The 13141-nt window shown below is 55.2% G+C and carries 9 protein-coding genes; 7 read left to right on the forward strand and 2 right to left on the reverse strand.

The window, feature by feature from the left end; all coding sequences use genetic code 11:
- Window positions 1–74: 74 nt before the first annotated feature.
- From ATY02_RS32760 to ATY02_RS32780, 5 genes are all read left to right on the forward strand, one after another.
- Window positions 75–2573 carry a type I restriction-modification system subunit M gene (locus tag ATY02_RS32760; protein WP_068585659.1) on the forward strand — a complete coding sequence of 833 codons (2499 nt, stop codon included), beginning with the start codon at window positions 75–77 and terminating at the stop codon, window positions 2571–2573.
- Entirely contained in the window at window positions 2566–3897 is a 1332-nt protein-coding gene (locus ATY02_RS32765) for a restriction endonuclease subunit S (protein WP_068585656.1), read from the forward strand. Before ATY02_RS32760 ends, ATY02_RS32765 begins: the two co-directional genes overlap by 8 nt.
- The gene (locus ATY02_RS32770) at window positions 3894–4931 is read left to right on the forward strand and encodes a PDDEXK nuclease domain-containing protein (RefSeq protein ID WP_068585653.1); all 1038 of its coding nucleotides are present in this window, start codon (window positions 3894–3896) and stop codon (window positions 4929–4931) included. Before ATY02_RS32765 ends, ATY02_RS32770 begins: the two co-directional genes overlap by 4 nt.
- A gap of 100 nt (window positions 4932–5031) precedes the next feature.
- Complete coding sequence (locus tag ATY02_RS32775; protein WP_068585650.1) at window positions 5032–8367, forward strand: type I restriction endonuclease subunit R; 3336 nt, start codon at window positions 5032–5034, stop codon at window positions 8365–8367.
- Between the two features lie 2 nt (window positions 8368–8369).
- On the forward strand, window positions 8370–9068 hold the full coding sequence (locus ATY02_RS32780) for a M48 family metallopeptidase (RefSeq protein WP_068585647.1): 699 nt from the start codon (window positions 8370–8372) through the stop codon (window positions 9066–9068).
- Window positions 9069–9200: 132 nt separating this feature from the next.
- Here ATY02_RS32780 and ATY02_RS32785 read toward each other — a convergent pair whose 3' ends face one another.
- Together ATY02_RS32785 and ATY02_RS32790 are read right to left on the reverse strand one after the other, a co-directional pair.
- Window positions 9201–10115, reverse strand: coding sequence for a DUF4868 domain-containing protein (locus tag ATY02_RS32785; RefSeq protein WP_068605544.1), 915 nt, complete (start codon window positions 10113–10115; stop codon window positions 9201–9203).
- Window positions 10116–10117: 2 nt separating this feature from the next.
- The gene (locus ATY02_RS32790; RefSeq protein WP_068579106.1) at window positions 10118–10699 is read right to left on the reverse strand and encodes a hypothetical protein; all 582 of its coding nucleotides are present in this window, start codon (window positions 10697–10699) and stop codon (window positions 10118–10120) included.
- Between the two features lie 143 nt (window positions 10700–10842).
- Between ATY02_RS32790 and ATY02_RS32795 the strand changes: the two genes are divergently transcribed.
- Complete coding sequence (locus ATY02_RS32795; RefSeq protein WP_141698142.1) at window positions 10843–11118, forward strand: hypothetical protein; 276 nt, start codon at window positions 10843–10845, stop codon at window positions 11116–11118.
- A 750-nt stretch (window positions 11119–11868) separates the two neighbouring features.
- Window positions 11869–13044, forward strand: coding sequence for a sensor domain-containing diguanylate cyclase (locus ATY02_RS32800; protein WP_068579031.1), 1176 nt, complete (start codon window positions 11869–11871; stop codon window positions 13042–13044).
- Window positions 13045–13141 lie beyond the last annotated feature (97 nt).

A 13141-nucleotide genomic window follows, 5' to 3' on the forward strand; every position in this document is an offset into this window, starting at 1 on the left:
TAGGTTAGAATTCGCTCATCATCGATATCCCTTAGAAATACGTCGCTCGCTAGGCGATGAAAAGGAAAGCCGTAATGCCCCTAACGCTTCAACAACTGGAACGTCACCTGTTCAAGGCAGCAGACATTCTGCGTGGCAAGATGGATGCCTCGGAATTTAAGGAATACATCTTTGGAATGTTGTTCCTCAAACGCTGCTCTGACGTGTTCGAGGAGCGGTACGAGGAGGTCGTAGCTCAGGAAATCCAGGCGGGCAAGAGCCAAGCCGAAGCCTTTGTCTCCGCCGAAAATCCCCGCTGGTACAAGCGTGATGGCGGTTTTTGGGTGCCCCGTTCCTCGCGCTTCAAGCACCTGCTCAACGAGGCACACATCAATGTTGGCAATTTGCTCAATAAGGCGCTGGGGGGCATTGAGGAAAACAACACCTCTCTTGATGGGGTACTGGAGCATATCGACTTCACCCGCAAGGTTGGCCAGAGCAAGATCCCCGACCTCAAGCTACGTCAGTTAATCAGCCACTTCGGCCAGGTGCGCCTGCGCAATTCTGACTTCGAGTTTCCCGACCTGCTCGGCGCCGCCTATGAATACCTGATCGGCGAGTTCGCCGACTCTGCTGGCAAAAAAGGCGGCGAGTTCTACACGCCGCGTTCGGTGGTACGTTTGATGGTGCGTCTACTCAAACCTACACTGGCACACGACATCTACGACCCCTGCTGCGGTTCGGGTGGCATGCTGATCGCCGCCAAGGAATATATCGACGAGCATGGCGAAGATGGCCGCAAGGCCAACCTGTTCGGCCAGGAGTTCAACGGCACCGTCTGGTCCATCGCCAAGATGAACATGTTGCTGCACGGTATTAGTACGGCCTGGTTGGAGAACGAAGACACCCTAAGCGATCCGCGCCATTTGGAAGGAGGCGAACTGCTGCGCTTTGACCGCATCCTCACCAATCCGCCCTTCTCTATCAACTGGGGCCACACAGAGAAAGATGCCAATGGCCAGCCGGCCTGGAATCCACAGCACCCTGAGCGATTCAATTATGGGCAGGTGCCGCTGGGTTCCAAGAAGGCCGATTTGATGTTCCTTCAGCACATGCTTGGCGTCTGCCGCGACGAAGGTATGGTAGCCACAGTTTTGCCCCACGGAGTGTTGTTCCGTGGCGGGGAGGAGAAAGGTATCCGCGCTGGCATGATCGAGGATGATCTGCTAGAAGCGGTGATCGGCCTGCCGGCTAACCTGTTCTACGGCACCGGCATCCCTGCCTGTATCCTGATCCTGCGCCAACAGAAACAGGACGGGGCTAATCGCGTCAGCGGCAAACCCGTCGAGCGCCAGGGCAAAGTGCTATTTATCAATGCCGACCGAGAATACTTCGAGGGTCGCGCGCAGAACTTCTTGCTGCCAGAGCATATCGAGAAGATCGCCACCGCCTTCGATGAGTTCCGCCAGATCGACGGCCTGTCCGATATCGTCGACATCACCACCCTGCGCGATAACAGCTATAACCTGAACATCCGCCGCTATGTGGACAATGCCCCTACACCCGAGCCTCATGACGTGCGCGCCCATCTGCTTGGAGGCATCCCAAAGTCCGAAGTGACGGCCAAAGCCAGCCTGTTCCAGGCCCACGGCCTCGACCCGCAGGACTTGTTCGTCATCCGTGACGAGCGCTATTTCGATTTCCGCCCAGAATTGGGCAGCCGCCAAGCGCTCAAGCCAACCATTGAGGGCAATGTCGGCCTTCTGACCAAAGAAACCAAAATTCGCGACGCCTTTGAAAGCTGGTGGGAAGAGCACAGTCCGCGCATCACCGCGCTGGCTGGACAGATGGACAACAGCAATAGCCTAGTCAGCCTGCGTAGCGAGTTGCTACAGAGTTTCAGTCAGTCACTGGAAAGCATTGGCCTGCTCGACCCCTTCCAGGTACGCGGCATCGTTGCCGGTTTCTGGTACCAGAGTAAATATGACTTCCTCACCCTGATGGCGCGCGGTGCCAAGGGTGTGGCCGATGCCTGGCGAACCAGTATTGTCACAGCCCTGGAAGACAAAGCCAGCAAGGACAGTCCGCTGGAGCACAAGCTAGTTAAATTTCTACTTAGCGACTTCGTGAACGAACTGGCCGAGCTAGATGCCAAAAAGGCTGAACTGGAAAGCCAGCTCAAGGCAGCCGCACCAGCCAAGAGCGAGGATGGCGAACAGTCTGAAGGTGAAAGCGAAGAAACCGAAGGCGATGAGGAAGACACCGCCGACGAGGCCCAGGTTAAAGCGTGGAAGGCCGAACTGACTAAGGTTAAAAAACAGCTCAAGATCAAAAAGGAAAGCTTTACCAGCCATCTGAATCAAGCCGTTGATGGCCTGACTCCAGAAACCGCTGCCGAGCTGCTGCTGACCATCCTGCACAATGACATGCAGGCTATCGTTGAGCGCTACATCGCTGTCCGTCGCAAACAAATAGTCGCCGCCTTCTGCAACTGGTGGGACAAATACCGGGTGACGCTGACCGAGATCGAACACAAGCGCGATGCAGCCACACAGGCGTTACACGGATTTCTGCGGGAGCTGGGCTATGTCTGAAGAAGTCTCTTGGGCCAACCGGACCATTCGAGAGTGTTTGGCGGAGAGCTTCGCCGGGGAGTGGGGAACTGAGCCACTACCAGGTAATGCCCGCGTACTACGCGCTACAGATATTGACGATGACGGCCACCTTATCGGCTCTGGAGCCCTACGCCGCCTTTCTTTGAACAAGCTGAACTCTCGGAGGTTAAAGGATGGTGACATCCTACTTGAAGGCTCAGGCGGTGGACCTGACAAGCCAGTAGGTCGAGTAGCGTTCTTCGATGCAGCGCAACACCAAGATCCAGCCGTATGTTCGAATTTTTTCAAAACCCTTCGCCCTAATCAAAGTGTGATCGAGCCGAAGTTCTTGTGGCGAATGCTGATGTGGCTTTACCGTCAACCGATAATATTAACGCTCCAGCAGCAAACTACTGGCATCATCAACCTCAAGTTCGAAGAATATCTAAATGCTAACATCAAGATACCTACCAATTTGGGCGAGCAGCGTTCCATCGCAAAAATCCTAGATACCCTCGACACGTCTATCCGCGAAGCCGAGAAAATCATCGACAAGCTCAAGACCCTTAAACAAGGTCTGTTGCACGACCTCCTGACCCGAGGAGTCGGCGCAAATAGTGAACTACGCCCGCCGCAGAGCGAAGCCCCTCAACTTTACAAGGAGTCGCGTTTGGGATGGATTCCGAAGGAGTGGCAGGTCGTCGAGGTAGGAACGGTATTATTAAGAATTGATGCTGGTTGGAGTCCAAGCTGCCCGGAAGAAGTTCCTAGCGCGGGCGAATGGGGTGTACTCAAACTTAGTGCAATTACGTCAAATCGATATATTCCCTCCGAAGCAAAGAAACTACCTAGCGATCTAAAACCAATTCCAGTGCTTGAGGTGCACGTAGGAGACGTGCTTCTTGCTAGAGCAAACGGGGTTGCTGATTTTGTGGCCAGGACTGTTCTGATAGAGCAAACGCCAGCGCGACTAATGCTTTCTGATAAGACGCTTCGCCTCATACCCGACCAGTCTCGCTTACTAGCAAGTCATCTGGTGAGAGCGATGTCTTTTGAGAAAACTCGCCAGCAAATTGCTGGCATGCTCAATGGCAGTAGCGGGCAGAAAAACATATCCCAGCGACAAATTTGCAAGCTACTGATTTGCTTACCCTCCATTACCGAGCAAGGAACAGGCAACGTTAAAGTTGATGAAATAAACCAGCGCCTCAGTGCTGAAGCCTTGAGCCTAAGCAAGCTAATTGAGCTGAAAGGCGGCCTCATGAACGATCTTCTATCTGGTCGCGTACGTGTCCCCTCCAGGCTGAGAGTAACCACTCTATGAGCAACTCACGCCCTATCTCGCTAATCGATCCACCCAGCGGCTACATCGACTGGCTGAGCGAACTGAAAACCCGCATCCACCACGCCCAGCAGCGTGCGGTGCAGACAGTCAATCGCGAGTTGGTGCTGCTCTACTGGCAGATCGGCAGCGACATACTTGAGCGTCAAAGCCGCGAAGGCTGGGGCGCCAAAGTGATCGAACGGCTGGCTCACGACCTGCGTACGGACTTCCCTGATATGAAGGGTTTTTCCCGCGCTAATCTGATGTACATGCGCGCCTTCGCCGAGGCTTGGCCGGACGCTGAAATTGTCCAACAGGCTGTTGGACAATTGCCTTGGGGCCATAACCTGGTGCTGCTCGCCAAGCTGAAAGACCCGCAGCAACGGCAGGCCTATGCCCAACGGGCCGTCGAATATGGCTGGTCGCGCAGCGTACTGAGTATGCACATCGAAACTTGCTTGCTGGAGCGTGAAGGTCAGGCGCAGACCAATTTTTCGGCAAGACTGCCGGCTCCGGGCTCGGACCTGGCCCAACAGGTGCTGAAAGATCCCTATATTTTTGACTTCCTCGGCGTGAACCGGGAGGCAAACGAGCGCGAAATCGAACACGCCCTGATGCAGCATGTCACCCGTTTTCTGCTGGAGCTAGGTGCTGGGTTTGCCTTTGTTGGCCGGCAGGTTCCGCTGGAAGTGGGCGGCGACGACTTCTTCATCGATCTGCTGTTCTATCACCTCAAGCTGCGCTGCTATGTGGTGATAGAACTGAAGGCCGACAAGTTCAAGCCCGAGCATCTGGGTCAGTTGGGCTTCTACCTGACGGCCGTGGATGCACAGATGAAAGGCGAACACGATGCCCCCACCATTGGCCTGTTGCTGTGCAAGAGCAAGAATAAGGTGGTGGCGGAATACGCCCTGCGTGACAGTGCCAAACCCATGGGTGTAGCGGAATATCAATTGATGGAGGCGCTCCCAGCTGAGTTGCAAACCACCCTGCCCAGCATTGAACAAATCGAGCACGAGCTGGCCGATAATTGAGCAGCTGTTAAGCTGACATCTGCCCGTATGGGCACCAACTAAATCTGATGGAATCGGATGAGATCAGATAGATTTCATCCATTGAAAATGGAGTGGAGAGATGGGCTGGGAACTGTACGACGTTGAGCAACCCTTTGTCGCACAGCTGCAAGGACTGGGCTGGACACACATTGAGGGCAGTCTCGACATCCCGGCTGTGACGGGTCGCAATACCTTTGCCGAAGTTATTCAGGAAGCCCAACTGCGCGAACGGCTGCGAACCATCAACCTGCGCGACGGCGAACCATGGCTGGATGATGAGCGCATCAGCGAGGCTGTTTCAGCCATCACTCGCCTGGGCACCGCCAAGCTGATGGAAGCCAATCAGAAAGCCACCGAGCTACTGCTCAAGGGCATCACGGTGGATGGCCTTCCTGGCTGGGATAGCGGTCGTGGCCAGACGATCCAGTACATCGACTGGGAGACGCCGACCAACAACTACTTCACCGTGATCAACCAGTATCGAGTGGACTGCCCGCCAGGCTACAACAGTGGCAAAAAATTCATCGTCCCCGACCTGGTGTTGCTGGTGAACGGCATTCCGCTTGTGGTGGTGGAGTGCAAGAGCCCATCCATACCCGAGCCACTGACAGACGCCGTCGACCAACTGCGTCGTTACAGCAATCAACGCAAAGCGGCCTTCGAAGTTGAAGACAACGAAGGCAACGAGGCATTGTTTGCCAGTGTCCAGTTACTGATCGCCAGCAGCTTCGACGAGGCGCGCGTCGGTTGCATCGGGGCCGGCTTCGCTCATTTCGCGCAGTGGAAGACAGTCGTCGGCCCGGACGGCCAAGGCAGCGAGCAGGAAGTGGCGAGCGCACTGGGCAAATCCGCCTTGTCCGAACAGGAGCGGCTGATTGTCGGCCTATTGTCCCCTGCTCACCTGCTGGATGTGTTGCGCCATTTCATGTTGTTTATGCAGGTCGGTGGGCAGACCATCAAGACTGTCTGCCGCTATCAGCAATACCGTGCTGTAAACCGCGCCATTACCCGTCTGAAGACCGGCCAGACCCGCCACGAGCACGGTGAGTACGACCAGCGCGGCGGCATCGTCTGGCATACTCAGGGTTCGGGTAAGAGCCTGACCATGGTGTTCCTGGTGCGAAAAATGCGCACCGACTCCCAACTACGGCGCTTCAAAGTCATCGTGGTGACTGACCGTAAGGACTTGCAGAGCCAGTTGTCGGCAACCGCCACGCTGACCGGCGAGCAGCCAGAAGTGGCCTCTAGCACTGAGGGCGTAAAGGTTCTAGCTCGTCGTAAGGGGCCTGGCCTGGTCTTCGCTACCATCCAGAAGTACCGCAACTCTGAACTGGAAAACGATGAGGCACTGGGCGAAAACGATCTACCCGGAATGCCTGACGCTGGGCTCAAGGCTGCCGAGAATCGCGCCTCCTACCAAGTCAGCAAACCCTTCGAAGTATTGAACAGCGACGAAAGCATTTTGGTGCTTGTGGATGAGGCTCACCGTACCCAGGCCGGCGACCTGCAGGCCAGCCTGATGGCGGGAATGCCCAACTGCGCACGCATCGGCTTCACTGGCACACCGATCATCATGGGCGACAAGAAGCGGACCCATGAAATTTTCGGTGCATTTATCGACAAATACACTATCAAGGAAGCCGAAGCCGATGGCGCTACGGTGCCGGTGCTGTACGAGGGCCGTACGGCCCAAGGCGCGGTCAAGGATGGTGCCAGCCTGGATGAGTTGTTTGAGGATCTCTTCCGCGAACACAGTAGCGAAGAGCTGGAGCTGATCAAGAAAAAGTACGCCACCAAGGGCCATATCTTCGACGCCCCGGCGCTGATCGACGATAAAGCGCGCGACATCCTTCGTCACTACGTCACCAATATCTTGCCCAACGGCTACAAAGCTCAGGTAGTGGCTTACAGTCGGCTGGCCGCCATTCGTTATTTCAGCGCCTTACAGGGCGCTCGGGACGAACTGCTGCGCGAGGCAGAGTCACTGCCAGAAGCCGAAAAGATGCTCGACGACGAAGCCCTGTGTGTCCGTCCACCCAAAGTACAGGCGCGCATCCAGGCCTGGCGTTACCGCGAGACGCTGCGCAGCTTGGAATTCGCCGCAATCATTTCCGGAAGCAACAACGACGATCCGTCATGGAAAACGTGGACCGATGACGCAAAGCACGAACAACTGATCAAACGCTTCAAGAAGCCGTTGCGTGATGAGCATCCGGGTAAAGCCGATCCACTGGCCTTTCTGATCGTCAAGTCGATGCTGCTAACCGGCTTTGACGCCCCCATCGAAGGCGTCATGTACTTGGATCGACCAATCAAGGAGGCCGAGCTTCTACAGGCTATCGCCCGGGTGAACCGTACCGGCCACGGCAAGCGCTGCGGCATCGTCGTGGACTACTACGGCGTGGCCAATCACCTGAAAGAAGCCTTAGCAGCCTATGCTGACGAGGATATTGAAGGTGCGCTGGTCAGCATCAAGGACGAGGTGCCGATCCTGCGTGATCGCCACCTGCGAGTGGTCGATGTACTGCGGCGCCAGGGTATCGAGTCGCTGGACGATACCGAAGCCTGCCTGGCCGCCCTCAATCAGGAGAAGGTACGGGCGGAGTTCGCCGTCAAACTCAAGGCCTTCCTCGCTTCGCTCGATACCGTTTTGCCGCGGGCAGAGGGACTGCCCTTCGTCAAGGACGCCAAGCGTTTAGCCTATATTCATGCTCGCGCCCGCAACCGTTACAAGGACCTGCCGGTGCTGGGCAAGGACATCGGTGCGAAGGTGCGCAAACTGATCGACGACCACGTTATATCTCTGGGTGTCGATCCAAAAATTCCGCCTATTCAGCTGACCGATGCAGATTTCGAGAAGCAAATGTCACGCAGCTCCAACGATCGCGCCAAAGCCTCGGAAATGGAGCATGCCATTCGCTCGCACATCCGCAAGCATGCCGATGAGGATCCGGTGCTGTTTCGAAAACTGTCCGAGCGACTGAACGATATCCTCAAATCGCTCGGTGAGCAGTGGGACGTATTGGTCGCCCAGTTGCAGAAGATCATTTCCGAACTGCGCTCTGGGCAGATCAACGACGAGACAAATGCGGCGGATCTTCCCGAGCATTACGCGCCGTTTCTGCGCACCGTATTGGAGGTCGTCTGTGCCGAGGCGGACCCTCAGCCAGCTGAACTGATACGATTGAAGGATGTGACAGTGGGGTTGGTCGATCTGCTTGTTGATGAACTGCAGAGCCACCGGGACATCTGGAGCCCCCGTAAGCGGGTAGCCCAGGAAGACCTCACCGGCCGATTGTTCGACCACCTGATGCTTTTGCGACCGCCTCTTGTTGAAATCGACACCGCTGGGATACTGGCCGATCGGCTGTTGGATCAGGCTCGGGCCAGCCACGACAAGCTGATGCTGGTGTGAACATGGCAACCAGCCTGACGGTCAACGATCTGTGTCTGACACTGCGGCGCAGTGCGCGGCGCAAGACGCTGCAGATCACCGTCGAACGTGACGGCACGCTGGTGCTCTCGGCACCTCCTGAGGCGGACGAAGAGTCGCTGAGCCGATTCGTGCAGGAAAAGAGCTTTTGGATTTACTCTCGTCTGGCCGAGAAGGAACGCCTGCTTCGTGCCGTGCCCACCAAGGAATATGTGGAGGGCGAAGGCTTCCTGTACCTCGGCCGCAGCTACAGACTTAAGCTGGTCGACGAGCAGGATGTGCCCTTGAAACTGACGGGGGGACGCTTTCTGCTGCTACGAAGCCAGCTGCCACAGGCGAGGGACCACTTTATTCGCTGGTACAGCTTGCATGCCCGTAACTGGCTCGCCTTGCGGGCAAAGGAGTACCAAGGACGTATGGACGTTTCCCCCGGAGGGGTCCGGGTGCAGGATCTTGGTTATCGCTGGGGATCATGCGGTAAAGGTGAAGTTCTCTACTTCCACTGGAAGAGCATCCTTCTGCCCAAGCGCATCGCGGAATATGTCGTGGTCCATGAAATGGTCCATCTGCACGAGCCGCACCACACCCCAGAGTTCTGGCTACGGCTCGAGCGCGCCATGCCCGATTACGCACAGCGCAAGGAATGGCTGGCTGAACATGGGATTGAGGTGGAAGGGTTGTAAAAGTCGAACTGAGTCGGGCATCCAGTGCTGGTAGGCGCTAAACGCACCTCGGGAAATTGTTAAGCGGGCTTTTTATAAGCTGGATTGCAATGGAAGCCCGAACTGGCAAATTCGCTCGATTTGTCAAAATGATCAAATTTGAATCGCGTCAGGCACGTCATAAATATTGCTGGTCACCTCACTCATCAAGCGATGATCCAACAGCACTTGTAAAATCGTTGGCGCAGTTGCACTGCAGACGACTATCTTGCCATTAGCCTGATCGAAGTTCATTCCCCAATTCCTAAGCGCATTAACATTTTGCAAACTTCCCATAAATCCAGGGTTTGAATATAAGGACTTTTGCTCAATGGTGGCCATGCGTCGTAGCTGCGTAGAATTGGTTCCAATGTATTCAACGAGGGGAGCAAGATCAGAAAACAAGTTAGAGAAGTCGGCATTGACTTGCAAAGCTTTAAAAGCTTGCGTGTAAGCCTCTTTGTATTGCATTAATGACTCAAACGCACGTTTGGCGCTGATCAATAACGTGTCAGCCGAGCAGTAGAAGTCAAAGTTTTTTTCTATAGAGAAGCTGTTATTCTCAGCGGCGGAGAGCTCGCCGTTACTAAAGACCATATTGATAAATTTGTTGGGATAGGACGTTTTCCAAGATGCCGTGGAGCGTTTCACGGCATAAATGGTTTGACCGCTATGAGTAAATTTTACCACGTAACCTTGCGCGCCCTTCAACTCCTCGACGGACTCCACAGCACACTCAGGCTCTGGGCGATCTACTTGCGCTTTTAATAAAGAAAAATTGGTCGCGAGTACCGGGGTGGCCAGGCAGCTATTTTCATTCGTTTGAGCGAGGTAAGAATAGGGAGCAAACTCGGTGGTTCGATTGACTTCGTGGGTCGCCACATCCTTCAGCAGGGTGTTAACGGCATCGTCAGTTTGAACATAGGAGGTGTTAAACTTCCGATCAGTGGTGCTTCTCTTGAAAATCCACAAGTGCACCGTGGCATCGGCATAGTTAAAATTTCTAAAATTATCAAAGTGCAATTGCATGGCTACTCCTTGCAGATGTAGAAATCTTGGATAGTTTGAGCTTTGTAGCCCCCAGGAGGGAAGGCCCCTTTTTTCAGTATTTTTACCGTGCGCGAAACACCATTGATTTGAATATTGGCCTCATACAGATTCCAACCGAAAATCAACAGAAGCGGATTCATGATTATTTGCCCGGACTTGTAGGTAATGGCAAACATCCAAAGCAGAAACACTAAGAAACCTAAAAGCTTTTCCGGTTCGGAATAGCTTATCCCCATGAATGAAACCACATAGGGAAATGTGTAATTGATAATTTCGTTAGGTACCGCCTTAACGGATACAACCTCTATGCGGTGCGGGAAGGCGATACGTTTGAAAAGCTGGCTTGCTAAAAATGCCGAAGATACTGTTAACCCGACCAGCAAAATAGCAAGCACCGGATTTTTGAATGGCATGAAGGCGCAGGTCGGCGCCAGCAATTGGGACAGCTTGCAAAGTGGGCGCGACCACCATTCGAAGGGAATGTTTTGGATCGCAAGAATTATCGCTAGCGGCGTATAAGACCCAATGAAAATAAGGAACGCCGCGCTAAGTCTAAATTGCATAAAGACACCTTTTGTTGAAAGTGCCTGGTGTTTTGGCAACATTAGCAATGTTTTTTTGAGCGCTTCCTTGCTCCATCATTCGCGACTTCCTTTCAGTCAATGGCCAAAAGCTATCATGCCCAGACCATGTTTGCGTAGGTTTTGTGACCGAAGGCAATTACCAGCTAAAATTATCAAAATCATTTGATGATGATCTCACCCTCGTAGATGGCCAGACGCAGTCGTTCCCGCTGAGCATTTTTTCGGTGGGGCCTGAGGCAAGCTGCGATTTTGATGACGTCGCCAATTCGATAAAAAACAATTCGAACAGTCGAAAACACCAACGAAATAGGCCAAAAAAAGCCGGTCTTTGCCGGAAAAAAATCAGGCAAAAATCTCAAAAAGTGGGGGAACAAATGGGGGAACTGCAGATCTCATGAAAACTATAAAACATTGTTTTTCAAATACATATATCGATAAAAAGCTAACCACAAGCCGGCTTTTTAATACCTGGAATCCAGGTAGCGCTCCCCCAGACGACAGGTGCAGGATGCACGACCCACGCAAATGCTCTTCCCCTCGCAATCCCAAGTACCTGGGCTCGGCCACTATCAAAGGCCTGCTTTGCACATTGATCGTCCTTGGACTGTCCGGTTGTGTCGGCGCCTGGGTAGATATGCCTGAGAAGCAGGAATCGACGACAGTGGCTTACCAGCAGCTCGTCAAGAACGGGACTCCCCCCGTAATCACCCACACGGAGAAGACCTCGCCCCGACGCCGATGGTGCGGCACCACGATCTGGGCGGTCATTCTTCCCATCCCCTTGAAACTACCGGTTTGCGAGTCCTACGACAGCGCCATTTCCTACGGTAATGATGCGCACGGGACACCAACCCCGTTACTGCGCTCCAGCCAGACCCTGGGCTCGACGTTCCATGCCTGTGGCCCATTGATGTTCATGGCTCCCATCCTCCACGGCTACCAGGGCAATGCGCTCTGCGGGACATTCAGATAAGCCCCTGCCACTCGCGGCATTCCCGCCATGCAAGGCCAGCCATGACCGAACTCACCAACTGGCCTGCACCGTATCTGCGGGTGATTTTCAGTTCTTGCACCAACGTTCCACAGTTCTCGTACAATCCCGCCCATTAATGGCAATTTGCCGCAACCGGCTCACGAGAACTCAGGACATGGCTCTGCACATCCCCACTTTGCTCGTGGTGTCTGTGTTCATCTTCTCCTTGATGGGGCTGCTGACGTTTCATGCCTGGCTGCGTGAGCGCCGCGAGCGGCCACTGGCCTACCTGGGCGGCATGATGTTACTGGCAGCGATTGGCATGGTGCTGGTGAGTTGGCGCGACCAGGGGGTGGACTTCGTGCCGAAGATCCTCGGCAACATGGTCCTGCTACTGAGCGCGGCGCTCAACTGGACGGCGATGCGGGTCTTCGCCGGGCGTGCGCCCCATGCACTCGGCCTGCTGGCCGGCGCCGGCCTCTGGCTGGCACTGTGCATGATTCCGGCTTTCTACCACTCGATGACAGTGCGCGTTACCGTGTATTCACTCCTGGTCGGTGGATATGGCGCGGTGACAGTGCTGGAGTTCTGGCGCAGCCGGCGAAGCCTCGAGGTAGCCTGCACCCCAGCTCTGGTGCTGACGGTGCTGCACACCGTTTTCTATATCGTGCGCAGCATCACGGACCAGGGCGTGGGTATGTCCCAGGCCCTGAAAGGCCAGGGCGTGGGGGTTCCATTTTTCTCGTTCATGCTGTTCGAAGCGATGGTCTACGTGATCGGCATTGCCTACGTGACCCTGGCCATGGTCAAGGAGCGTGTCGAGCTGCGCTTCAAGGCGGCGGCGTTCTGCGATGCCTTGACCGGCATCGGCAATCGGCGGGCCTTCATGGTCCATGGCGATCACCTGCTGCTCAAGGGCCGGGATCAAGACAAGCCGGTCGCCCTGCTGCTGTGCGACTTGGACAACTTCAAGCGCCTTAACGATGCCTTCGGCCATCAGACAGGCGACCAGGCCTTGATTGCCTTCAGCCAAGTGCTATCGCAGACCCTGCGCAAGGACGATGTGTTCGCTCGTATCGGTGGGGAGGAGTTCGCCTGCCTGTTGATCGATACCGATGAAGAAGAAGCGGTACAGGCGGCCGAGCGGATCCGTGAGTCCTTCGCCCACCTGCCACTGCTGGCTCCGGGGCTGCTCAGCGTCAGCATCGGGGTCGTGACCAGCCAGGCCCTGGGCTATGACCTGTCGCGCCTGCTGTCCCAAGCCGACGAAGCGCTGTATGACGCCAAGGACAAGGGGCGCAATCGAGTGCATACCCGGTCCTGGCGGGCCCCTGCGCGACAGTTGGGCTGAGGCTTCGTAGCCCCCCGCAACGCCCGCCCAAGATCTGTGAACCACCGCCCAAAGCCCAGCAACAAGGCATTTCGCCAGTATTTCCGAGCCGCTTCGG

Origin of the sequence: Pseudomonas sp. BIOMIG1BAC, assembly GCF_001705995.2 — a bacterium.
Classification (GTDB): domain Bacteria; phylum Pseudomonadota; class Gammaproteobacteria; order Pseudomonadales; family Pseudomonadaceae; genus Aquipseudomonas; species Aquipseudomonas sessilinigenes.